The following is a 24,301-nucleotide window of genomic DNA, read 5'->3' on the forward strand; positions in this document are numbered from 1 at the left end:
TTACGTTTTAAAGGAAGTGAAAAACATGACGCAACACCTGATTCCAGTCACTGTTTTAAGCGGCTATCTCGGTTCCGGGAAAACGACGCTGCTGCAGCATGCCCTCCATGAAGCGCACGGCATGAAAATCGCCGTGATCGTCAATGACATGAGTGAAATAAATATCGACGGCTCCCTGGTGAAAAAAGGGGATCTTATCCGCACGGATGAAAAGCTTGTCGAAATGCAGAACGGCTGCATTTGCTGTACGCTGAGAGACGATCTGCTCATCGAAGTCCAAAAGCTGGCGGAGAACGGCGGAATCGATTATATTCTCATCGAATCTTCCGGTATCAGCGAGCCGATTCCCGTTGCCCAAACCTTTACTTACAAAGACGAGGAGCTGGATATTGATTTAGGCAAATATTGCAGACTTGATACAATGGTCACCGTCGTCGACGGGAGCCGTTTTTTTGAGGACTTCGCTTCGGGCGAGAGCCTTTTGGAACGGAAACAGGCGGCAGATGAAACAGACAGCCGGGAAGTGGCCGACCTTTTAATTGAGCAAATCGAATTTGCCGATGTCCTCATTTTGAATAAAACTGATTTACTCAATAAAGAAGAGCAAGAAAAGCTTTTCTGGTCCCTTAGAAAACTGAATCCGGACTGCAGAATCATTTCTACGACATTCGCAAAAGTGCCGCTTTCGGCCATCATGAATACGAAATCGTTCGATTTTGAAAAAGCAAGTCAGTCAGCGGGGTGGATCAAAGAGCTGAATGAAGAGCACACACCTGAAACAGAGGAATTCGGAATTTCTTCCTTCGTCTATCAAAAACAAAGACCTTTCCATCCTGAAAGACTGAAGCGCTGGCTTGAAAACTGGCCGCCTCATATTATCAGAGCAAAAGGCTTCTTCTGGCTTGCTTCTCGAAATGACACAGCAGGCCTTCTGTCCCAGGCGGGCACTTCTCTGATGATCCAAAGCGCAGGCCCCTGGATTGCAGCGTCTCCCGAGGAAGAACAAAAGCTCGCGTTTGAAGAGGATCCCCATTTAAAGACGAACTGGGATGAAACATACGGAGACCGGAAAACGGAAATCGTTTTTATCGGCATCGACATGAATCAGGAAGACGTGATCCACTCCCTGGATCAGACCCTTCTTACAGATGAAGAAATGAATTCAGACTGGTCGGCTTTCCATGATTCACTCCCTGAATATATTTAACTATCATTTCCTCTTTTCAAATCGTAATTATTACGATACAATGATACAGGACCATTAAATCGGAACCATTACAGTTTTACATTGAGAGGAGAAATACCATGAAAAAAACATTCGGATTAGCATCTGCATTCATTCTTGCTGCCGGATTAGCAGCCGGTTGTTCAAGCAACAGCACTTCCGGTGAACAAAAAGAAAATAAAGACACGCTGGATATCTATACAACCATTTATCCGCTTGAAGACTTCACCAAAAAAATCGGCGGAGAATATGTGAACGTCAAAAGTGTTTACCCGCCAAACGTTGAAGCGCACACTTACGAGCCTAGCTCAAAAACGATGGCGGAAATTTCCGACTCGGATGCCTTTATTTACTCTGGAGTCGGTGTAGAAGGATTCGCAGACAAAGCTGTAAACACATTAAAAAACAGCGACGTCAAAATCGTCAAAGCCGGAGAGGGCATTGACCTTCTGTCACGTGAAGAGGAAGGCGAACACGATGAGCATGCTCATGAAGAAGAACATGAACACGGAGAAGCCGAAGGCCACGATCATCACGACCACGGAGATCATGACCCGCACGTATGGCTCGATCCTGTCCTTTCTGCAAAAATGGCCGAAAACATTAAAGACGAACTCGTAAAATTAGAACCGGAACACGAAAAAACGTTTACGAAAAACTATGAATCTCTAAAAAAAGATTTGGAGCAGCTTGACAAAGACTTTAAACAGACCGTCAATAAAGCGGATAAAAAAGAAATTCTCGTCTCACATGCCGCCTACGGCTACTGGGAAAAACGCTACGGCATTAAACAAATAAGCGTTCTCGGCCTTTCGCCTACTGAGGAACCTTCACAAAAGCAGCTTGAAAACATTGTTAAAACAGCGAAAGAACATAATATTAAATACGTCATTTTTGAAAGCAATGTCAGCAGCAAAATCTCCGAGATCATCAAAAAAGAAATCGGAGCCGAAAGCCTGACAATGAAAAACCTTGAATCTGTAACAAAAGAAGACATTGAAAGCGGCAAAGATTATACCACCATCATGAAAGAAAACCTGGCCGTCTTGAAAAAAGCTTTATCAAATAAATAACAAAGATCAAGCGCATGAGAGACCTCATGCGCTTGTTTTTTATATGGACGAAAAAAAGACCGGAAACATCCGGTCTTTTCAGATTGTTGACAGAATTCCAAAACGACTTTTTGTTTTGGGATTTTGTCATCCTTTCAGCGTGATTGAAAACCCTTGCAGTCTAGGAAGGCCGAGCATCGGAGCGGAGCGAATGTTGTAATTCGTGAGCACCGACGCGCAGGCCTGACAACGAATGCGAGGGTTTGTCGACACGCTGAAAAGACCGGAAACATCCGGTCTTTTTCATTTAATCCATATTAAATCTTTTCTTGAACTGTTCGACCCTTCCGCCTCTTTCATTGAATTTCTGTCTTCCGGTATAAAACGGATGGGTGTCTGAGCTCACCTCAACTTTTATAACGGGATACGTCTTGCCGTCTTCCCACTCGGCCGTTTCATCGGAAGTTTTAGTTGAGCGGCTTAAAAAACGGTACCCGCTGTTTACATCCTGAAAGATCACTTGATAAGTTTTCGGGTGAATATTTGGTTTCATATGCCATTCCTCCTACCAAAACGTAATTATTACGTTTTATTATATACCTTTCATATGCTTGTGTCAAAAATGAATGTTCATTTGGCATGTTTTGATCACCTTATCCATTTTAACCGCTCAAAGGAAGAATAATCTAAAAAAGGCGGTAAACAATAAAAAGCAAAATGGTGTAAATGAAAGGTGGTTTTCCGGATGAATGACTTGATTTTTGCAAGAAGCCTTTTCGGAACAACGATGGGGTTCCATATTATTTTTGCCTCGCTCGGTGTCGGAATTCCTTTAATGATTTTGCTGGCCGAGCTGATCTATCAAAGAACGAAAGATCCCCATTACGCCATTATGGCCAAAAGATGGACGAAGGCACAAGCCGTGTTGCTCGGGGTCGCCATACCGACCGGAACCATTGCCGGAACGCAGCTCGCCTTGCTTTGGCCGGGATTCATGGAAGTGATCGGAAAAGTCATGTCCCTCCCATTTCAAATTGAAATCTACGCTTTTTTTATTGAGGCTTTATTTATGTCCATTTATGTGTACGCAGCCGATCGGCTGACTCCCCTTATGAGAATTACAGCTGTCATTTTTATCGTTATCGGAGCAGCCGCATCAGCCATCTTAATTACAAATGTGCACGCTTTCCAGGGAACGCCTGAAGGCTTCAAAATCGTGAACGGCGAGATTACAGATGTTCAGCCGTGGACGGCGTTCTTCAACAAAAGCTTTGTGGCCACAGCAGGACACGTTGTCGTCTCCGCTTTTATGACGGGCGCGTTTATTATTGCGACGATAGCCGCCTACAAAATGCTTCGAAACCGCGGTGATGAAAAAGTCTACGCCCTTCATAGAAAAGCGCTGCTGCTCGGGCTGATTGTCGGAGGAGCATTTTCTCTTGTCACGGCTCTGAGCGGACACGAATCCGCACAGCTTCTTCATCGCTACCAGCCTGAAAAACTGGCGGGCGCAGAAGGGCTGTTTGAAACTCAGTCCCACGCCCCACTTGCGATCGGCGGATTTACTGATGAAAAGACACAATCGGTCAAATGGGCGATTGAGATTCCTTGGGCTTTAAGCTTTTTAGCCGACAACCGCTTTGACACCGTCGTAAAAGGACTGAATGACTTTCCAAGGGATGAGTGGCCTCCTCTGTTCATTCATACTTTGTTTAACGGCATGGTTTTTATCGGCAGCCTTTTGATTGTTTATGCCGCTGTCGGTTTTATTTGGAGAAAAGTCATGAAAAAAGACCGCTTTCCCCGCTGGATGCTGGCCGTGTTTATAACCGGCGGCCCGCTCGCTTTGCTCGCAATCGAATTGGGCTGGGTGTTCGCTTGCACCGGAAGGCAGCCTTGGGTCATTTACCATATGCAAAAAACGTCTGAAGTAGTGACATCCTCCGGCTCGATCGGCATATTGTTTCTTTTGTTCTTTATCGTCTACATCATTTTAGGAGCAGCGGTGGTGTTCGTATTGCAATATTACTTTAAACGCCACCCTGTCGAAGAAGATTTAAAAAGCAGCTGAATGCACAAAAAAACAGAAGGGAAGTCATATGATGCAACTGGATGGAACAACAGATGCCCTGCTGGCTATTTCGATCGTCTGGGGATTTATTTTTATCTACGCCGTGATGGCGTCAATGGATTTTGGAGCGGGATTTTGGTCGATGATCTATATGAACAAAAAACAGCTGAAAGCCACCAATATTGCAAACCGCTACCTTTCTCCGACTTGGGAAGTGACCAATGTTTTCATCGTCGGAATCGTCGTGGCCCTTTTCAGCTTTTTCCCGGGCGGCACTTTTGTGCTGGGAACGGTGCTTTTGCTTCCCGGCAGCATTATTTTATTGCTTTTGGCGATTCGAAGCGGATTTTTGGTCTTTTCGCACGCTGCAAAAGATTATGAAAGGGCTTTGACTTACGTTTCAGGGATCAGCGGCTTTATCATTCCGGCTGTTTTAATCCTCGTCTTGCCCGTGACACACGGCAACTTCGTATATCAGGTAGACGGAAGCCACCAATTGGATTTTGTTAATTTGTTTTTAAGCCCTCATGCCTATTCTTTTATGGGCTTTGCCATTTTCAGCACGCTGTTTCTGTCTTCATTGCTGCTGGCTGATTTTTCAAATGTAGCCGGAGAAAAAGACGCGTACCAGGTCTACCGCCGAAACGCTTTAATCACCGGCCCGCTCGCTTTGCTTATGTCATTCAGCATCATGATGACCATGAGGACGGAAGCCCGCTGGCTTTATACGAAAATGATGGACGGGCTTCCATGGCTGATTTTATCGTTTTTGCTGTTTCTCGTCGCATTTGCGGCTCTATTTCTGCCAAACAGACATAACAGCGACCGGCAGGGAAAGCCTCGCCTCGCTGTCATCGCCATTACGCTGCAGTATTTTACGGCGAGCTATGTGTACGGGAGAGCGCACCTTCCTTACATGGTCTATCCTGATGTCACGATTCAATCAGGCTTCACCGCGCCGGAGACATTCAGGGCGCTGTTCATCTCCTATATTGTCGGTTTTATTATTTTATTCCCCGGCTTTTATTATTTCTGGAAATTGTTCATGAAGGACAAGCGGTACATCAAACAGCATGAATAAGGTTAAGCTAAATGTGTACAACTTTTAAAGGGGGCCAAAATGATATGGAACAAAAAATACTGTGTGAAGTCAGCAACTGCACTTATTGGGGACAGGGAAACAAGTGCACAGCCGACGCCATTTATGTCGTCAGTCATGCTGAAGGTGAAAAAGCTTCTAATAGTGAAGAAACGGATTGTAAAACATTTAAACCTGAACATCATTAAAGCGGATGAATGAAGGAGGGACAGTCATGAATAAAGAGTCGCTGCTACAGGCTTTTTATCTGGAAATCCACGAGGCGGACGAAACCGCATTTCAAAAAGCCGCCTGCTCCTTCATGAACTTATGGGATTATGAATACGGCTGTCTTGACGGGCTGCCTGATCAAGCGGACCGGCTGATCGGACAGATCGTACACGAAGATTTGCTTTTGGGCGATTAAAGGAAAGGGCTGTCATAAAGGCAGCTCTTTTCATATTTTTAAAAAAACCGGCTTGAAAGCCGGTCCAAACGAGAAGGGAATAATGTACAGCTTTAATATACATGAGCGGCCGTCCATTTAACAAAGCTTGAAAATCTGGAAATCAGCGTTTAAAACAGCCTTTACTGTTTGAAAACGTCTATTTTAGATGAATTCTTTCTTAAAACGTGAGTATCCACTTCAAAGCCCATTCCCGGTCGGCTTGGAACCTGAATATAGCCGCCTTCGATGCGGATTTCCGGTTTTACGATATCCTCTTCCCAATACCTTGAGGATGAAGAAAGATCCCCGGGAATCAAAAACTGCGGAAGAGAACTCAGCGCAAGATTGTGTGCTCTTGAAATACCGGTTTCAAACATGCCGCCGCACCAGACAGGCATTTGATGTTCTTTGCAGATGTCGTGGATTTTCAGAGCTTCTGTCAAACCGCCGACTCGGGACGGCTTAATATTGATAATTTTGCAGCTGCCGAGCTCGATTGCCTTTCGCGCATCATCGGCAGAACGGATGCTTTCGTCAAGACAAATTGATGTTTTGATATGTTTTTGCAGATGACGGTGGTCAACGATATCATCATCCGCCAGAGGCTGTTCGATCATCATTAATTTAAATGCGTCAAGCTCTTTAATCCGGCTGATGTCTTTTAATTCATAAGAAGAGTTGGCATCCGCCATCAGCGGCACCTTTGGAAAATGCCGGCGTATTTCCTTTAAAAGCTCTATATCCTGCCCCGGCTGAATTTTGATTTTTATTCTTTGATAACCTTCTTTTACATATTGTTCAATTTCCTGAAGCATATCATCCAATGGGGCAAGACCGACCACGACCCCGGCAGGAACTTCTGTTTTTAATCCGCCCAGCGCCTCTCTTAAAGAGATCCCTTTTTTCTTGGCGTAAATGTCCCAAAAGGCGGCTTCAAGGCCGGCCTTTGCCATTCTGTTGCCTTTGAATCCGCGAAGCGTCTCAGGCACTTCTGAAGGGTGTGTGAATGATTCGCGCAGCACAGCCGGAATCAAAAAATCTTTTAGCATGTGGTAACATGTCTCCGTTGTTTCTTCTGTGTACCACGGAGATGAAAAAGCGGATACTTCCCCCCAGCCTGTCACCCCTTCCTGGTCAGCAGCTTCAATGATGATAAACTTGCGATCCTGAATGGTTTCCAAGCTTGATTTAAAAGGCTTTTTCAGCCGCATGCTGAGATGGTACAATGTCAGCTGTTTGATTTGAATCATGGCGCTCTCCTTCTACAATTGATGTCTCATCAGTTTATTCGAAGCATTTCTCGGCAGCTTGCCGACAAAATGAAAGGCTTTAGGCACTTTATATGAAGCAAGCCGTTCTTTGCAAAATTCGCTCAGCTCCTCTTCATCAACAGGGCTGTCGGCGACAAGATAGGCATGGGGAACCTTTCCCCACGTTTTGTCATCGACCCCTTTCACCCCCGCTTCCGCGACTTTGGGGTGTGACAGAAGAACGGCCTCGACTTCAGCCGGATAGATGTTTTCTCCCCCTGATATGATTAAGTCTGAACGCCTGTCCAGCACGTATAAAAATCCGTCATCGTCAAGATACCCGATATCACCGGTTTTAAACCAGCTGTCATTGAATGAGGCTTTGTCTGCCGCCTCATTTTTTAAGTAGCCCTTCATAACGGTCGGCCCTTTTACGGTTATTTCTCCATGTTCTCCGGGGTGGCATTCCGTGCCGTTCTTTTCGATTTTGATGCTTGATGCAAACAGCGGCTTGCCGGCTGAACCGAGCTTTTCAATCGAGTATTCTGGGGCGAGGGTGGCAATCTGTGAGCACGTTTCAGTCATCCCGTATGACTGTACGACAGGCAGCCTCTTTTTTTTGCATTCCTCAAGGAGAGAAAGCGGGGCAGGCCCTCCGCCCAGTAACAGGCACCTTAATGATTCGGGGCAGCTGTCGACTTTTGCCGCAAGCCTTGACAGCATCGTCTGAACGACCGATGCAATCGTGACTTGATTGTCTTTGATCGAACGGAGAACTTCTTCCTCGTCAAACCTTTGATGTAAAACAACTGTCATTCCGTAAATGACCGATTTAAAAAGAGCCGATAAGCCGCTGATGTGGAATAGCGGCAAGGCGATCAGCCAGCGGTCGTGTTCTTGGAGCCCCAAATTCAAAGCGGATGAAACCGCGCTGAAATAATGGTTGGCAAATGTCTGCATAACCCCTTTCGGCCGTCCTGTCGTTCCGGACGTATACATGATTGTCGCCGCATCGTCCAAATGAATGCTCTCGATTTCCGTAACCGGAGGGCTAGCGGCGTTTTGAACGTCTTCAATGTCAACAGCGCGGGCCGGCTTGCCCTCTCTATGCTCTTCCAGGAAAGGCTGTTCTGTTAGCAATAGCTTTGCTTCCGAGTGTTCAATTTGATATGTTCGTTCGGCCATTGACAGTTTCGTATTCAGCAAAACGATGCGAACGCCGAGAAGAAAGCAGGCATGGACGGCGATAACCATCTCCAGCCTGTTTGTAAGAAGTACAGCTGCTGTGTCCCCTTTCCTCAAACCAAAGCTCTTCAGCTGCCCGGCCATTTTTTTTGCTTCATGAAATAATTGAATAAAAGTCAGCTTGTGATCCCCCTGAATCACAGCCATCCTGTCAGGAGTCAGCTCTGCTCGCTGTTTAAGCCAATTCGGATGGTCCATCAGCATATCATCATCTCCAAAAAATATCTTGAATGATAAAAGAAACAGCTCAGTCGCACTAAGCTGTTTCTCTCTTCCGTCTTTTAAGGAAAACGCGGGAACTGTCCGAAATCTGGACGGCGTTTTTCTTTAAACGCATCGCGGCCTTCTTTCGCTTCATCTGTTGTGTAATAAAGCAGTGTCGCATCTCCAGCAAACTGCTGGATGCCGGCAAGCCCGTCCGTGTCGGCATTAAAGGCCGCTTTAAGGAATCTGAGTGCTGTCGGGCTTTTCTCAAGCATTTCTTCACACCATTGAATCGTTTCTTCTTCAAGCTTTTCAAGCGGTACAACCGTATTGACAAGGCCCATTTCCTTTGCTTCCTGAGCGTTGTACTGACGGCACAGATACCAGATTTCGCGCGCTTTTTTATGACCGACGATACGCGCCAGATAGCCTGATCCGTAGCCTGCATCAAAGCTGCCGACTTTCGGCCCTGTTTGTCCGAAAATCGCATTGTCTGCTGCAATCGTCAAATCGCATACGATGTGGAGCACATGGCCGCCGCCGATCGCATAGCCTGACACCATCGCAACAACAGGCTTCGGAATGACGCGGATCAGCCGCTGAAGATCAAGCACGTTCAGACGCGGAATCTCGTCTTCTCCGACATAGCCGCCGTGTCCTCTTACTTTCTGGTCTCCTCCTGAACAGAACGCTTTATCGCCGGCGCCTGCAAGGATAATGACACCGATATTGGCATCATCCCGCGCATATGCAAACGCATCGATCAGTTCCGAAACCGTTTTTGGACGAAATGCGTTATGTACCTCAGGGCGATTGATCGTGATTTTGGCGATGCCGTTATATGTTTCATATAATACATCTTCGTATTGACGTTCGCTTTTCCATTCTACAGTCATAGATGTGTACCTCCTACTTTAAAATAAATTCACTTACTATTTTACCAAAAAAATCGGGCTCTTCCACATGAACCGCATGACCGGTATGTTCAACAATCTCGAGGCGGGCGGTTGGAATTCGCTTTGCCATGCTTTCATTGATCGCGATAAATTTCCGATCCAGGCTCCCTGCAATGAGAAGTACCGGATAATCGATTCGGCTCAGTCTGTTCCACCAGGACGGCTGTGATCCGGTTCCCATTCCGATTAAGCTGCCTCGAAGCCCGACCGGATTGTTGTTCAGACGTTCTTCACGCACTTTTTTTCTTTTCGAAGGGTCCATTGAAAGCTGAGATGCAAACAGCGGAATGCCTTCCCAATAATCTACGAAAGACTCGATTCCTTCTTCAAGTATCCGGCTGCTGAGCCGGCTGTCCTGCTCCCTGCGCGCTTTTCTTTCTTCCGGCGAATCAAGGCCCGGGGAACTGCTTTCCAGCACAAGACCGGACACACGCTCCGGGTGAATCATCGCCACTGATAAGGCAAGCCGGCCGCCCATTGAATAACCGATAAGGTAAGCCTGTTTCACATTTAAACGGTCAAAAATCTCGATCAGATCGGCTGCCTGCTTCTCTGTTGTGTAGCGGCTGCTGTCTGCCGGCGAGTCTGTTCCGCCGTGTCCGAGCAGATTCAGCTTGATCAGACGCAGCCCCTGAAAATAGCCGTCTATTCCGTCCCATGTTGCCGCACTTCCTGTAAAACCATGCAAAAACACCGCCGTTTTTTCCGCAGACAGGCCATTGTCTTCTATTTTGTAGGAAACGCCGTCTTTGAGAGTCAATTTCAAAACGGCCACTCTTTTCTTATTTCATACATCGCGGAATCAAGCATTCGGCGATGCTGCTCCACACGGTCATCGCGCTTCGTTTTCACCTCAATGATATCCAAGCCGCGGCGGTTGACGGAGGACAAATACGCATCGGCAAAATGGGCGGATGACTCAGGGCATACATATCGTCCTCCATACAGCTTGGCGGCATGCTCGAATTCGAGCCCCGTCGGCGTTCCGAACAAGAGCTCGAAGTACCTTTCTTCAGCAGATTGGGGAAGAAAAGAGAAAATGCCGCCGCCGTCATTGTTGACGAGAACGACAGTCAGCGGAATGTCGAGCGTTTTGCTGACGAGGAGGCCGTTTAAATCGTGATAAAATGACAGATCGCCGATGACAAGGGTTACCGGTTTTTTCGTTGCAGCATATATGCCCAGCGCAGTCGAGACAACGCCGTCAATCCCGTTTGCCCCTCTATTGGCGAAAATCCGGAAGGACCGTTCCTGATTTTCAAAAAATGTATCCGCATCACGGATCGGCATGCTGTTTCCGACAAACAGAGAGCTGTTTTCCGGAATCAAATACTGCAGGTTCCGGTAGATATTTCCTTCAAAGGTAAGATCCTCAGCTTCAAGATTTCTTAAAAGAGCTCGGAAGCGGCTGTTGGCAAACCGCCATTTTTCCAGCCAGCTGCCTGATCTTTTTTCTGAATGGACAGCCGAAGCCGCAGCAGCCGCGAACTCCTCTTCCGCGCAATGCATCATATGTGCGCTGAGCTGAGTCGGATCGCGCCACCCTCCATCTGGATCAACAACGATTTGCCTGATGCTCGGATTTTGCTTTAGCAGCTGAAAAAGCGGCTTTGAAACCGGCATCGCGCCGAAGCGGATGACAAGCTCAGGCATGAGCTCGCTTTTCAGCTGTTCTTCTTTCAATAATGAATCGTATCCATCGATGATGGTTTCTTTTGAATGGCTGCCGTTTCTCAAGTTTGAGAGCGGGTCAGCCAAAATCGGATATCCCGCTGCCTGAGAGAGAGATACAATATGTGCTTTGGCGTCATCATCTTGCAGCTCTCCGCAGACGATCATGCCTTTTTCCGTCTCTTTGATCAGAGCGCTCAGCGCTTCAAGCTGATGCCGGTCAGCACGAAAGCGGCCGCTTTCAACCGCCACATGACTGCCGTTTCTCAACCTTTGAAACGGTTCGTCCTCAAGGTTCGGCATGAGCGGCTCTCTCAGCGGAAAGTTGATATGCACGGGGCCGCGCGGCGCTTTTTTGGCTTCTCCGGCTGCGCGTGCTGCCAAAGAGCGGATGTACGCCAGCATTTCGGGATGACTGTCAGGCAATGCCGAGTCTGTGAAAAACTTAACAAAGTTTCCGAATAAGAATTGCTGATCAATCGCCTGAGGTGCTCCTACTTCTCTCAGTTCATGCGGCCGATCAGCCGTTAAGATGATAAGCGGTATTCTTGAATAATGAGCTTCGATCACAGCCGGGTAGAAATTCGCCGAAGCCGTTCCGGATGTACAGATCAATACGACAGGCTTCCGCATTGCTTTTGCCATGCCCATTGCAAAAAACGCAGCGGATCTTTCATCCACATGGATATGAACATTGATGTCCGGATGACTCGCGGCCAAAATCGCAAGGGGCGTCGATCTTGACCCCGGGCAGATGACCGCTTCTGTTACGCCTGCAAGAGAAAGCTCATCAATAAAATTCCCTATATATTTTGTAATTGGATTTTCAGTCAACGGATATCGCCTCCAAGTGCAGACAGCATCGGCTTCATCTTAATTTGCGTTTCTTCGTATTCCATATGAGGATCGGAATCAGCCACAACTCCGCAACCGGCAAAAATTCTGGCCTCTTTTGAATCGATAAGTCCTGACCTGATCGCCACCGCGAATTCCCCATTGCCGGACATGTCGATCCAGCCCGTCGGTGCCGCATACCAGCCCCTTGACATCGGCTCCAACGCCCTGATGACCTCTATCGCTTTTTGCTGAGGCGCTCCTCCAAGCGCAGGAGTTGGGTGAAGCTTCTCGATTAAATCAAAAAGCGAGGACTTCGCATTGATTTTGCCGACAATCGGCGTATACAAATGCTGCACATTTTTTGTTTTGTACAGTCCCGGCTTGGCCGGCTTTTTGATATTGCTGCAATTTGACAATAGCGCCTGATGAATCATATTGACGACAATGTCGTGTTCGATAAGGTTTTTTTCATCGTTTAACAGCTCAAGACCGAGCATCCGGTCCTCCTGCTCACTTTCGCCTCTCTTGATTGAACCGGCAAGGCAGGTCGACAGCACGTTGTCTCCGTCTTTTTTGACCAGTCGTTCAGGTGACGCGCCGACAAAACTTTTGCCGTTTTCTTCAATAGCGAATATATAGCTCGTTTTTTGTTCAGACATCAGATTGAATAATACTCTGTGAAGTTCGACAGGCTCGTCGAACGTTAAAAGGATCTCTCTGGCGAGCACAACTTTATCGTACTTCCCGTTTTTAATGTCGTCTGTCGCCCGCTGGACCGCTTCAAGCCATTCAGGAACATCAAGCTCCTCCTTGGCGGTATATCGCGCATGACCGTTTTCGGGATAGCGGGAAGCGTCCGCCTTGATCAGCTGTGAAGCAGCGCCCTTTATTTCTTCAAGTACTTTGCGCACATCCTCTTCAGGAGTCTTCCATCTATTGACCGTAATGAACGTTTCCTCTCCGTCCTGTGTCAGCATAGCGGTAGGAATAAAAAAAGCGCCTTCCTGGTAGCCGTTCCAATGCTGCTTGCGATCTTCCAGCGGATCAAATGAAAAACCGCCAAACAGCAATGGCCCCACCGCTGCCTGACTCGTGCATTGATCTTCGTGGAAGTGAAAGGTTTTCTCTTTTAAGCGCTCCCATTTTTCATGTACAGCCTGATAACGTCCGGCATCCTTCAGGTCTGTGGAAACCAAAACTTCCTTTCCCAATCCGACAAGTGTCAGTCCGCCGTCGGGATCAGACCAGAAGAACCGTTTCCCGGCAAATTGTTCTTCCCCATTTATGAAAAAGGAAAGAGCATCTATGCTCTCCATTTTTCTGGAATAACTTATTAAAACAGCATGGTTGACTTTTTTGACGATGTTTAATGCTTCAGGCGCTTCCCTAAGGAAAGTACGCTGCACTGTTGTCACCATGATACATTCCTCCAAAATCCGTAAAATGCTTTTATAACCATACACCTGTGAACGGTATGTGTCAACAAAACGACACTTTATTAACAAGTGCCCTTACCTATTATAAACGTAATCGGCCGATTGAAAAAGACAAGGTCATTTATTATTTTTGAATTGCTGGACGGCCGCTTTTTTTCTAACAATATCACCCATTATATTGACACCTTTTTTAACTTTTTCTAAACTTAGTATGGACGTGTACGTATTAAAACTAAAGGAGTCATACTATATGCAGCATCAATCACTTTCAGGGAGTGTTTCTGAAATAAAGCCGGAAAAATGGCGCGTATGGTGGATGTTAACAAGACCCCATACACTGACAGCCGCCTTTGTCCCTGTAACGCTCGGGACCGTAATGTCCCTTGAATCGGGAAAAATTGATATCTGGCTGTTTTTAGCTATGCTGGCCGCATCAATATTAATTCAAATCGGAACGAACTTATTCAATGAGTATTTTGATTTTGTAAGAGGACTTGATAATGAAAACTCGGTCGGCATCGGCGGTGCTATCGTCCGCTATGGAATGAAGCCAAAGACGGTATTATACCTGGCATACGGACTGTTTGGAGCAGCCGTTTTACTCGGCCTGTACATCTGCGCTTCTTCAAGCTGGTGGCTTGCGCTGATCGGATTGGTATGCATGGCCGTCGGCTATCTTTATACGGGCGGGCCGTTTCCGATCTCCTATACGCCGTTCGGTGAAATTATGTCGGGCGTTTTTATGGGAATGGTCATCATTCTGATTTCATATTATATTCAGACCGGCGGGCTGACTTGGAACGTCTTTCTGATCTCCCTTCCGATTACGATTTTAGTCGGAGGCATCAATCTTTCCAATAATATCCGCGATATGGTCGGAGATAAAGAAAACGGAAGGAAGACGCTGCCGATTTTGGCTGGAAGAAAAAATGCCGTACAGATTTTGAGCTGGGTTTTTGCTGTTTCCTATATATTGATCGGTATATACATCGGCTTTGAGATCGTTTCTCTGTGGAGCTGCCTTGTACTTTTGAGCCTGCCGAAACCGATTAAAGCCATCCAGGAGTTCAAGGAAAAAGAAAAACCGGCGGATCTGATGGTCGCCATGAAATCAACGGCGCAGACGAACACCTTTTTCGGCCTTTTGCTCGCCATTGCCCTGCTCATTCAGTATATTTTCTAAAAAAGAGCCTTTCCGGCTCTTTTTTTTTGCTTTTATTTACAAGAAAGTTCTGTTTGAATTCGTTCATACTAAAAACGCGAGCACTTTAAAGAAACGAGGCGATGCATGTGCTAACAAAAGAACAGTTGACAAAACTCGAAAATGAACTGAAAGCCGGAAAAGAACAGATCGTCAGCCGCTTTAAAGAAAACGGACATTTTGGCATCGATGTGACGCACCCGTTCAACTCAACGGGCGATCTTTCGGCTTATGACAACCATCCGGGAGATGAAGGTACAGAACTGTACGAACGCGAAAAAGATCTTGCTCTTTTTGAACATGAAAGAGAGCATTTGCACGATATCGAACATGCTCTGGCCATGATCGAAAAAGGAACATACGGCCGCTGTGAAGTATGCGGAAAGGATATCCCGTATGAAAGGCTGGCCGTACTGCCAACCGCAACGACGTGCAGCGAACATTCGTCAACCGTCTCCGTTTCAAAAGACCGTCCGATTGAAGAAGAAGTGCTGAACCCCCCGTTCGGACATTTTGAAAAAGACGAAGAAGACGAAAACGTCGCATACGATTCAGAAGACGCTTACCAGGACGTCGAACGCTACGGCAATTCTGAAACGCCTCAGGATCTGGCCGTTCCGCCGCTTTCATACAGCCAGATGTACATGGAATATGAAGAGCCGCTCGGATATGTCGAAGATTACGAAAACTATGCCGCAACAGACATTACCGGAAAAGAAGTAACCGTCTACCCGACGAAAGAACATGAAAAATATGAAGACCTTCTTGATGAAGAAGGCATCATGACATCTTTCGGCGATCTCCCGGCTTATGAAAAGGACCCTTATACTGAAGATGAAGAAGACTAAGCCCCGCGGGTCAGGGGCTTAGCGTTTTTAAATTCAGCGGTGATACGGTTTAATTTCCCAAATGTCTTCCGCATACTCCCGGATCGTGCGATCGCTTGAAAAGTATCCGGCATGCGCGATGTTTGTGACGGCTTTTTCGGCCCAAAGACACTTATTCAAGTAGTCTTTTTGAATCCGTTCCTGCGCTTCAATATAAGAAGCAAAATCTTTTAAAACGAAGTATTCATCATTATAAGCGATCAGCGAGTCATAAATCGGCTCAAATTCGCCGGCTTCCCCTTCGAAAAAACCATTGATCAGCTGATCGGCCGTCTGTCTGATCCTCGCATCATGCTGATAGTATTCCCTTGACAAATAGCCGCCTTTTTCAGTGTAGTTCAGCACTTCATCCGCCTTTAATCCGAACGTGTAAATACACTCGGGCCCCACCCTCTCAAGCATTTCTATATTGGCGCCGTCATGCGTGCCGATCGTCAAAGCCCCGTTGATCATGAACTTCATGTTTCCTGTACCTGAGGCTTCTTTGCTTGCCGCAGATATTTGCTCGCTGACATCTGACGCCGGAAAAATACGCTCGGCGGTTGATACCCGGTAATTTTCCAGAAAGATGACATTGATCGATTGTCTGACATCCGGATCATGATTGATTTTATCCGCGACTGAATGGATCAGCTTGATGACCTTTTTGGCATAATGATAAGTCGGCGATGCTTTTGCTCCGAAAATAAATGTTTGCGGATAAATGGCAAAGCCTTTGTCTTCCTTCAGCCTGTTGTACAAATACATGATATGGAGCACATTTAAAAGCTGGCGCTTATAGGCGTGGAGACGCTTGACTTGAACATCGAAGATGCTGTCAGGATTAATGGCAAAGCCGATGCTGCCTTTCATCATGTCTGCCAAAAGCTGCTTTCGTTCCCTTTTGATGCGCTGAAACGCTTCAAGAAACGCGGAATCGCGCGCAAACGGACGAAGATCCAGGAGACGTTCAGGTTCTTTCAGCCACCTGTCTCCTATCGCTTCAGTAATCAGGTTCGCAAGCGGCGGATTTGCCTTTAACAGCCACCTTCTATGTGAGATGCCATTCGTTTTATTATTGAATTTAAAAGGGAAAACAGAATAAAAGTCGTTCATTTCCCGCTCTTTTAATATGGTTGAATGAATGTTGGCTACGCCGTTAACACTGTAGCTTCCGACTATCGCCAGGTGGGCCATTTTCACCTCGCCGTGGGCGATGACGGCAAGCTTTTCGATCCTTCCCCATTCACCCGGGTATTTTTCCCACAGCCAGCCGCAAAACCGCTCATTGATCTCCTCAATGATCATAAAAATTCTCGGCAGAAGCGGTTTAATTAAATCGATCCTCCATTTTTCCAGCGCTTCGGCAAGCGTCGTATGATTCGTATATGAAATCGTATGTACCGTAACATGCCACGCTTCATCCCACGTCATTTTTTCTTCATCAAGCAAAATTCTCATCAATTCCGGCACAGCCAAAGCGGGGTGGGTATCATTGATATGGATCGCGACTTTTTGATGAAAATCATGGAGTGACGGGTGATTTTTCTTATAGCGTTTCACAATGCTTTGCAGGCTTGCCGATACTAAAAAATATTGCTGTTTCAAACGGAGAATCTTGCCTTCGTCATGCGTGTCATCCGGATACAGGCATTCAGATACAGCTTCTGTCTCGCGCTTATACTTTAAAACATTCGGTTCATGATGGAGCGAGCAAGGCTCCGCATTCCACAGCCGGAGGGTATTGACCGTCTCGGTCTCATAGCCGATGATCGGAATGTCGTAAGGCACGGCTGTCATCACTTCCGCTTCTTCCTGCCAAAAGCGGAGGCGCCCTCCTTCCTGCGCCATCTTGACCCGTCCGCCGAAACGAACACAAACAGCCTGATCGGCGTTGCGGATTTCCCACACGTACCCATGTTTGAGCCATTGTTCAGGCAGTTCGACTTGATGACCGTCAACGATTTTTTGTTCGAAAAAGCCATGCTTGTAGCGAATCCCCATCCCATGCCCGGGAAGGTCGAGCGAAGCCAGTGAATCCAAAAAGCACGCCGCGAGCCTGCCTAATCCGCCATTGCCAAGGCCTGCATCCATTTCGGCCTCTTCGATGTCTTCAAGACAAATGCCAAGCTCTGAAAGACCTTCTTGGACAACTTCACGGACGCCGAGGTTGAGCAGGTTTTGGCCGAGCAGTCTGCCCAGAAGAAATTCAATCGATAAATAATACGTCTGTTTATTTTGGTTGGAGCGGCTTCTTTCATTGGTCCCGATCCAGTTTGCGCTGATATGTTCCCTGACCATGACGCCGAGCGTCTGATACTGGTCAAGCGTAGAAGAGTCCCGAAAGCTTTTTCCGCACAACCGTTCAAGACGCTTCAAAAAGCATTGTTTAAAGCTTTCTTTACACGAGAACATGGCGCTTCCCCCTTTATCTCCCGGCTGTATAACCGCTGATACTGACGGGCTGACAAAGCCCAGCTGACATCATGTGTCATCGCTTTTTGAACGATGCTGCCCCATTCTTCTTTCCGGTGATAAATAGACAGTGCTCTTTTCATCGTATACTTCATATCATGGGCGTTAAAATGGGCGAACGTAAAGCCGTTGCCTTCACCGTTTGTTTCCTGGTAAGCAGTCACTGTATCGTGAAGCCCGCCTGTTTCCCTGACAACCGGAACCGCGCCGTATCTAAGGGCAATCAGCTGTCCAAGACCGCACGGCTCGAATTTTGAAGGCATCAGGAAAAGATCGCTGCCGGCATAAATCTTGCGGCTGAGCGGTTCATGAAAACCGATATACGCCTTGCACCGCTCCGGAAAAGCATGCTCCATATAACGGAAATAATTTTCATATTCCGCTTCTCCGGTTCCTAAAACGAGCAGCTGCATGTCTTCTTCTTGAAACAGTTCATGCAATACCCGCTTGATCAAATCGATGCCTTTTTGCTTCGTCAGCCTTGTCACCATGCTGATGAGCGGAATGTCTTCATTCACCGGCAGACCGAATGTCTTCTGGATCACAGCTTTATTTTTCCGTTTTCCGTCACGGTTGACGGCATCGTAATGATAATCGATGTGAGGATCATTTAAAGGGTCGTACAGAACATCGTCAATCCCGTTTAAAATGCCGGTCAGCACATCCTTCTTGTCTGCCAGAACTCCTTCAAGCCGTTCGCCGTAGTATGGAGTCAAAATTTCATCGCGGTACGTCGGACTGACTGTTGTCACCTGATCAGCGGCAATAATGCCGCCTTTCATATAATTGATGTGTCCATAAAACTCGAGCTTTTCCGTTGTAAAGTGGGAAATGTCAAGGCCGAGCAAGTCATGGACCGCTTCCTTCGGAAAAATTCCCTGAAATTGAAGGTTATGAATGGTGAATACGCTTTTCATGCGCTGATAGAACGGTTTTTTTCGATATTCCTCTTTTAATAAATAATTGATCATCCCTGCGTGCCAATCGTGGGTATGGAGGACATCAGCATCAAAATTCAGCGCGTATAGTGCTTCCAAAACGGCCCGCGAGAAAAAAGCAAACCGCTCTCCATCATCATAATGGCCGTAGAGAGAATCCCGGTTAAAATAATACTCATGATCAAGAAAATAATAAGAAACGCCGTCATGTTCAAGGTGTTCAATGCCGCAGTACTGCCTGCGCCACCCGACGCGAACCTCGCATTCAGCCGTTTTAACCATCCTTCTTCTGAAATCTTCCGCAATCAAGCTGTATTTCGGCATCATGACAGCCGTTTCTATTCCTAAAAGGGCGAGCTCTTTCGGGAGCGCACCGGCGACATCGGCGAGCCCGCCTGATTTAACAAACGGCACACATTCAGAGACAGCGAATAAGACTTTCAAGAGTTCATCAGCGCTCCTTGTACGGCTCCTTTTTTTAATATAAAAGGGAGACCCATTGTGCCGGACATTTCGATATGATGGCCGATTTTGACATCCTTGTCGCAGATGACGTGCTCCAGCCGGCAGTTTTCCCCGATCTTTGTTTTTTGCATAATAACGCTGTTTTTGATGATCGTTCCTTTTCCTACGTGTACTCCTCTGAACAAGACCGAATTCTCAACCTCGCCTTCGATGACGCAGCCGTTAGCGATAATCGATTGCTTTACCCTGCTGTTTTTAGCGTATTTTACAGGAGGATCGTTTTTTATTTTTGTGTAGACAGGCTGGTTCATATGAAAGACTTGCTCCCGAAACACAGGCTGGATGAGGTTCAAACTATGAAAAAGGTAGCTTTCGGGAGAGTCGATCACGGCGGTATACCCCGAATGCTCATAGCTGTTGACGGATAGCGAACCACGCTCTTTCCGGCAGACTTCCTCAAAAGATTGCGCTCCTCCGGCGCAATGCCCTTCAACCATCTCCCTCAACAAACTTTTCTTCGTGACATACAAGCCTAAAGGCTTTCCTTCTTGACAAACTTCAGTCAGATCACACCCGGATTCAAGGTGCTGTTTGAGCACCTCTTGAAAAGGAATGTGACAGACCGTATAGCTGTTTGCCACAGCAGCATATGGCTGAGTGCTTCTTTGAAAATAATCGAGATGCTCGGCAAATTGCCGAAACGAACCAAGCCCGACGTGCTCTTCATGGGGAATCGAAGACGGAAGAAAGAAGAGGCCGTCCCTTTTCCTGTTTAAATCCCACTCTTTTCCCGATCCTAAATGGTCCATCAAGGAACGGTACGGAGACTTGGAAAATACAGCGACACTCCGAATGCCAGCATGAACCATACCTGACAACGCAAAATCGATCAGCCGGTACCTTCCTGCAAACGGAACGGCTCCGATCGAACGACCGGCCGTTAAATCCTGAAGAGAGTGCTGGTTGACAGCTGCATCAATAATTCCCAGCATTTGATTATTCATTGGCACCATCCGCCTCTCCGTGTTGTTTAAACAACCTTATGTTTTTTGACATATTCCTCTGTGATCAGCAGGATTTCGCCATCGTCCGCCTTCGCCCGAAAACCGTCCGGAATTCGAATTCCTGCCGATACAATGGCATTTTCGATCTCAACATGCTCTCCAATTGAAACGTCATGCATCACGACTGAACGTTTGATCGCGGAATATCTGCCGATTGCAACGCGCTGAAAGATTACCGAACGGGTGACCGCCCCATATACGACGCACCCTTCGCTGATGAGCGATTCTTTGATGTCCGCCTGCTCGGCAACAAACTGCGGCGGTAGGTTCGGGGCGACGGAATAAATCCGCCAGTTCCGTTCGAACAGGTCAAGTGGAGGATGATCTCCAAGCAGATCCATATTAGCTTCCCATAAACTTCTGACCGTACCGACATCCTTCCAGTACCCTTTAAACGGATAAGCGTTCAGCTTCTTTTTTTCCTCGAGAAGAGCCGGTATGATATCTTTACCGAAATCGTGGCTTGAGCCGGATTTTTTTTCATCGCGTTCCAACGCCTCTTCAAGCACGCTCCATTTGAAAACGTAGACACCCATCGATGCCAAGTTGCTCTTCGGGTATTGCGGCTTTTCCTCGAAGCTTGTAATCTCCATCTTGTCATTGGTATGAAGGATGCCGAAACGGCCGGCTTCTGCCCAGCTGACTTCGATGACGGCAATGGTGGCGTCAGCCTGTTTCTCCACGTGGTATTCGAGCATTTTTCCGTAATCCATTTTGTAGATATGATCTCCTGATAGGATGAGTACATGTTCAGGCTGAAGCTCTTTTAAAAAATGGCGGTTTTCATAAATCGCGCTTGCCGTTCCTTTGTACCACTTCACTTCCGACGCTTCCGCATAAGGGGACAAAATGGAGACCCCGCCGTCATTGCGGTCAAGATCCCATGGCTCGCCGATGCCGATATATGAGTTTAATAAAAGCGGTTGGTATTGAGTCAGCACACCGACATGATGAATTCCCGAGTTGGCGCAGTTGCTGAGGGCAAAATCGATGATTCTGTACTTGCCGCCAAATGGAACGGCCGGTTTTGCGAGGTTTTTCGTTAAGGCATTCAGCCTGCTTCCCTTGCCGCCTGCCAAAAGCATGGCCACACATTGTTCTTTCATCCCTTTTTCGCTCCTCTCTTTTTGACTGCTCTGAAAACCGCAGCTCCCAGCGGAGGGACTGTCATGCAGATGCTGTATGGTTTGCCGTGCAGAACGCCTTCTTTTGCTTGAAGTCGTTTCGGATTGATTTGGTGTGAACCTCCGTATTTTGCATCATCGCTGTTAAGCACTTCGATATATTCGGTTTGAAAAGGGACGCCGACCTGATATTCGTGATAAACGGAAGGCGTAAAATTGCAGACGATAATCAGCGCTTCACCGGGCTGTTTTCCATAGCGGATAAACGACACAATCGACTGTTCCGCATTGTTGACGTCAATCCACTCGAATCCTTGCCGCCGATGATCATTTTCATACAGAATACGGTTTTTTTTGTAGAGGTGAAGAGCCTCCTTTGTAAACATCCGGGCCTTGCGGTGCATGTCAAAATCGTCCAAGAACCAATCGAGCTCTTCTTCGTCTTTCCATTCATCAAATTGAGCAAACTCACCGCCCATAAAAAGAAGTTTTTTTCCCGGGTGAAGCGTAAAATAACTGATCAGCAGGCGGTACTGAGCGAATTTCTGCCAGTAATCGCCGGGCATCTTATGAAGCAGAGACTTTTTGCCGTACACCACTTCATCGTGGGAGAACGGCAGGATGTAATTTTCTGAGTAGGCATACATTAAGGAGAATGAAACAAGATGATGCAGGTGTTTTCTTTGTTCTGGGGAAGCTTCCATATAGGTTAATACATCGTTCATCCAACCCATATTCCACTTATAATTAAACCCGAGACCGCCTGCATAGGTCGGATGCGTCACAAGCGGCCAGTCTGTGGAGTCCTCAGCAATCATTAAAAAGTGGGGATCTTTTGCAAAAACCTGTTCGTTTAAAGTTTGAATAAATTCGATCGCAAAGCCGTTCGCTTCAGGCTGAGGACGGTTTGGCCAATACAGGAGGTTTGCAACTGCATCGACTCGAAATCCATCTATATGATACATCTCGATCCAATACAACGCGTTCGAGATTAAAAAACTGCGAACTTCTCGTTTTCCGAGGTCAAAATTGGCGGTCCCCCATTCCCAATTTTCCCTGTCATGCTCGTGTGTATATTCATACAGCGGCATACCGTCAAACAAATACAAGCCGTGGTCATCTTTGCAGAAATGGCCGGGAACCCAATCCATAATGACGCCGATCTCATGCTGATGGCACTGGTCGATAAAATACATCAAATCATGTGGTTCGCCATATCTGCTCGTCGGACTGTAGTACCCCGTTGTCTGATAGCCCCATGAACGGTCAAACGGGTGCTCTGTCAACGGCATCAGCTCGATATGTGTGAATCCGTGTTCTTTAACGTAAGGAATGACTGTTTCGCTCAGTTCCCGGTATGTGAAAAAACGCCCATCCGCTTTCTTTTTCCATGAACCGACATGAAGCTCGTAGATGGAAATCGGTTTTTCATATACGTTTTTTTGTTTCTTTTTCTTTTGCCACTTCCGGTCGCCCCATGGGTATCCGGCCAACTGATAAGTGATCGATGCCGTTTTCGGCCTGACTTCAGAAAAAAAAGCATAGGGATCGGCCTTCAATTTCGTTTCATTTGCGGCTGTAATCATTTCATATTTATACAGTTCCCCTTCTCCGATGCCGGGGATAAACAGTTCCCATATCCCTTCCTGATGACGCTTCTCCATTTGATGCCGAGCACCGGACCAGCCATTAAACGTTCCGGCGATTCGAACTTCCTTCGCATGAGGGGCCCAAACACAGAACCGGAAACCTTGGCGGCCGTCCTGTTCCGTCTGATGAGCGCCGAAAAATCTGTAGCATTCATAAAGCCGACCTTCATGAAAGAGATGCACTTTAATATCCGAGGCACTCACACCAGCCATTGATTTCATCCTTTCTGCCACTATATTTAAAGATTACTCTTTTATTCGCATATTATGGCTTGATCCCTTTAATGAAAGCGCTTCTATTTATTGACAAAGTTCAACAATTTCTTTTTGGAACATTGACTGAAGTCATAACTGGCATACAAAAAAAACTCCGCATCGCAATGATGCAGAGTTTAACATGATGACCCGTACGGGATTCGAACCCGTGTTACCGCCGTGAAAGGGCGGTGTCTTAACCACTTGACCAACGGGCCTTATTGAAAAATGGCGGAGAAGGAGGGATTTGAACCCTCGCGCCGCTTACGCGACCTACACCCTTAGCAGGGGCGCCTCTTCAGCCACTTGAGTACTTCTCCATGGCTCCGCAGGCAGGATTCGAACCTGCGACCGATCGGTTAACAGCCGATAGCTCTACCACTGAGCTACTGCGGAATATCATGGTGGGCCTGAATGGACTCGAACCATCGACCTCACGCTTATCAGGCGTGCGCTCTAACCAGCTGAGCTACAGGCCCATGATATGCAAATGAAGCGGGTGATGGGAATCGAACCCACGACATCAGCTTGGAAGGCTGAGGTTTTACCACTAAACTACACCCGCAAATTTTATTTGGGGCGATTGATGGGAATCGAACCCACGAATGCCAGAGCCACAATCTGGTGCGTTAACCACTTCGCCACAACCGCCGCAATATATAAAATTGTAAAATGGTGGCTCGGGACGGAATCGAACCGCCGACACACGGATTTTCAGTCCGTTGCTCTACCAACTGAGCTACCGAGCCTTTATTTAAAATGGCGGTCCGGACGGGACTCGAACCCGCGAC

At 47.0% G+C, this 24,301-nt stretch carries 20 protein-coding genes and 7 tRNA genes; 8 read left to right on the forward strand and 19 right to left on the reverse strand.

Translation table 11 applies throughout. The features are described 5' to 3' along the window. The first annotated feature begins 25 nt into the window (after positions 1–25). Together MST20_RS19815 and MST20_RS19820 are read left to right on the forward strand one after the other, a co-directional pair. A complete protein-coding gene (locus tag MST20_RS19815) occupies positions 26–1,207 on the forward strand; it encodes a GTP-binding protein (protein ID WP_243944378.1) in 1,182 nt (393 codons plus the stop codon). Between the two features lie 98 nt (positions 1,208–1,305). After that, positions 1,306–2,298, forward strand: a complete 993-nt coding sequence (locus MST20_RS19820; RefSeq protein WP_243944379.1) for a metal ABC transporter solute-binding protein, Zn/Mn family — start codon at positions 1,306–1,308, stop codon at positions 2,296–2,298. 286 nt (positions 2,299–2,584) lie between these two features. Here the strand turns inward: MST20_RS19820 and MST20_RS19825 are convergent, their stop codons facing one another. Further along, positions 2,585–2,830, reverse strand: a complete 246-nt coding sequence (locus MST20_RS19825) for a type B 50S ribosomal protein L31 (protein WP_003184624.1) — start codon at positions 2,828–2,830, stop codon at positions 2,585–2,587. A gap of 192 nt (positions 2,831–3,022) precedes the next feature. Between MST20_RS19825 and MST20_RS19830 the strand changes: the two genes are divergently transcribed. The 4 genes from MST20_RS19830 to MST20_RS19845 are packed head-to-tail and all read left to right on the forward strand — an operon-like array spanning position 3,023 to position 5,853. Further along, positions 3,023–4,348, forward strand: coding sequence for a cytochrome ubiquinol oxidase subunit I (locus MST20_RS19830; protein ID WP_023855818.1), 1,326 nt, complete (start codon positions 3,023–3,025; stop codon positions 4,346–4,348). Positions 4,349–4,385: 37 nt separating this feature from the next. Then, complete coding sequence (locus tag MST20_RS19835; RefSeq protein WP_178388306.1) at positions 4,386–5,429, forward strand: cytochrome d ubiquinol oxidase subunit II; 1,044 nt, start codon at positions 4,386–4,388, stop codon at positions 5,427–5,429. Positions 5,430–5,473: 44 nt separating this feature from the next. Continuing rightward, a complete protein-coding gene (locus MST20_RS19840; protein ID WP_020452689.1) occupies positions 5,474–5,635 on the forward strand; it encodes a DUF1540 domain-containing protein in 162 nt (53 codons plus the stop codon). 26 nt (positions 5,636–5,661) lie between these two features. Next, a complete protein-coding gene (locus MST20_RS19845; protein WP_243944380.1) occupies positions 5,662–5,853 on the forward strand; it encodes a hypothetical protein in 192 nt (63 codons plus the stop codon). A gap of 161 nt (positions 5,854–6,014) precedes the next feature. Here MST20_RS19845 and menC read toward each other — a convergent pair whose 3' ends face one another. The 6 genes from menC to MST20_RS19875 form a co-directional block, all read right to left on the reverse strand. Then, complete coding sequence (menC, locus tag MST20_RS19850; protein WP_243944382.1) at positions 6,015–7,124, reverse strand: o-succinylbenzoate synthase; 1,110 nt, start codon at positions 7,122–7,124, stop codon at positions 6,015–6,017. 12 nt (positions 7,125–7,136) lie between these two features. Continuing rightward, positions 7,137–8,573 carry an o-succinylbenzoate--CoA ligase gene (locus tag MST20_RS19855; RefSeq protein ID WP_243944384.1) on the reverse strand — a complete coding sequence of 479 codons (1,437 nt, stop codon included), beginning with the start codon at positions 8,571–8,573 and terminating at the stop codon, positions 7,137–7,139. Between the two features lie 77 nt (positions 8,574–8,650). Next, on the reverse strand, positions 8,651–9,469 hold the full coding sequence (gene menB, locus MST20_RS19860) for a 1,4-dihydroxy-2-naphthoyl-CoA synthase (RefSeq protein WP_020452693.1): 819 nt from the start codon (positions 9,467–9,469) through the stop codon (positions 8,651–8,653). A 13-nt stretch (positions 9,470–9,482) separates the two neighbouring features. After that, complete coding sequence (gene menH / locus MST20_RS19865) at positions 9,483–10,304, reverse strand: 2-succinyl-6-hydroxy-2,4-cyclohexadiene-1-carboxylate synthase (RefSeq protein WP_243944386.1); 822 nt, start codon at positions 10,302–10,304, stop codon at positions 9,483–9,485. Beyond that, entirely contained in the window at positions 10,292–12,034 is a 1,743-nt protein-coding gene (gene menD, locus MST20_RS19870) for a 2-succinyl-5-enolpyruvyl-6-hydroxy-3-cyclohexene-1-carboxylic-acid synthase (RefSeq protein ID WP_243944388.1), read from the reverse strand. Before menD ends, menH begins: the two co-directional genes overlap by 13 nt. After that, positions 12,031–13,455, reverse strand: a complete 1,425-nt coding sequence (locus tag MST20_RS19875) for an isochorismate synthase (RefSeq protein WP_243944390.1) — start codon at positions 13,453–13,455, stop codon at positions 12,031–12,033. The genes menD and MST20_RS19875 overlap by 4 nt, the downstream gene beginning before the upstream one ends. Positions 13,456–13,723: 268 nt before the next feature. Here MST20_RS19875 and MST20_RS19880 point away from each other — a divergent pair, with 268 nt between their 5' ends. Continuing rightward, positions 13,724–14,656, forward strand: coding sequence for a 1,4-dihydroxy-2-naphthoate polyprenyltransferase (locus MST20_RS19880; RefSeq protein ID WP_243944392.1), 933 nt, complete (start codon positions 13,724–13,726; stop codon positions 14,654–14,656). Positions 14,657–14,763: 107 nt separating this feature from the next. Continuing rightward, complete coding sequence (locus MST20_RS19885; RefSeq protein ID WP_243944394.1) at positions 14,764–15,522, forward strand: TraR/DksA C4-type zinc finger protein; 759 nt, start codon at positions 14,764–14,766, stop codon at positions 15,520–15,522. Between the two features lie 33 nt (positions 15,523–15,555). Here MST20_RS19885 and MST20_RS19890 read toward each other — a convergent pair whose 3' ends face one another. The 12 genes from MST20_RS19890 to MST20_RS19945 form a co-directional block, all read right to left on the reverse strand. Next, positions 15,556–17,955 carry a glycogen/starch/alpha-glucan phosphorylase gene (locus MST20_RS19890; RefSeq protein WP_243944395.1) on the reverse strand — a complete coding sequence of 800 codons (2,400 nt, stop codon included), beginning with the start codon at positions 17,953–17,955 and terminating at the stop codon, positions 15,556–15,558. Then, complete coding sequence (glgA, locus tag MST20_RS19895; RefSeq protein WP_243944396.1) at positions 17,916–19,397, reverse strand: glycogen synthase GlgA; 1,482 nt, start codon at positions 19,395–19,397, stop codon at positions 17,916–17,918. The genes MST20_RS19890 and glgA overlap by 40 nt, the downstream gene beginning before the upstream one ends. Then, positions 19,394–20,422, reverse strand: coding sequence for a GlgC family sugar phosphate nucleotidyltransferase (locus MST20_RS19900; protein ID WP_243944397.1), 1,029 nt, complete (start codon positions 20,420–20,422; stop codon positions 19,394–19,396). Before MST20_RS19900 ends, glgA begins: the two co-directional genes overlap by 4 nt. 26 nt (positions 20,423–20,448) lie before the next feature. Further along, positions 20,449–21,588 carry a glucose-1-phosphate adenylyltransferase gene (locus MST20_RS19905; protein WP_243944398.1) on the reverse strand — a complete coding sequence of 380 codons (1,140 nt, stop codon included), beginning with the start codon at positions 21,586–21,588 and terminating at the stop codon, positions 20,449–20,451. Then, positions 21,585–23,468 carry a 1,4-alpha-glucan branching enzyme gene (gene glgB / locus MST20_RS19910; protein WP_243944399.1) on the reverse strand — a complete coding sequence of 628 codons (1,884 nt, stop codon included), beginning with the start codon at positions 23,466–23,468 and terminating at the stop codon, positions 21,585–21,587. The genes MST20_RS19905 and glgB overlap by 4 nt, the downstream gene beginning before the upstream one ends. A gap of 188 nt (positions 23,469–23,656) precedes the next feature. Next, positions 23,657–23,728, reverse strand: a tRNA-Glu gene (locus MST20_RS19915). A gap of 11 nt (positions 23,729–23,739) precedes the next feature. Next, positions 23,740–23,830 (reverse strand) — tRNA-Ser (locus MST20_RS19920). 1 nt (position 23,831) lies between these two features. Beyond that, positions 23,832–23,906: transfer RNA gene (locus tag MST20_RS19925), tRNA-Asn, on the reverse strand. A 6-nt stretch (positions 23,907–23,912) separates the two neighbouring features. Then, positions 23,913–23,989 (reverse strand) — tRNA-Ile (locus MST20_RS19930). Between the two features lie 15 nt (positions 23,990–24,004). Beyond that, a tRNA-Gly gene (locus tag MST20_RS19935) sits at positions 24,005–24,075 on the reverse strand. 10 nt (positions 24,076–24,085) lie between these two features. Then, a tRNA-His gene (locus tag MST20_RS19940) sits at positions 24,086–24,161 on the reverse strand. A 22-nt stretch (positions 24,162–24,183) separates the two neighbouring features. Then, positions 24,184–24,259, reverse strand: a tRNA-Phe gene (locus MST20_RS19945). Positions 24,260–24,301: the final 42 nt, after the last annotated feature.

It is taken from the genome of Bacillus sp. B19-2 (assembly GCF_022832475.1).
GTDB classification, from domain to species: domain Bacteria; phylum Bacillota; class Bacilli; order Bacillales; family Bacillaceae; genus Bacillus; species Bacillus paralicheniformis.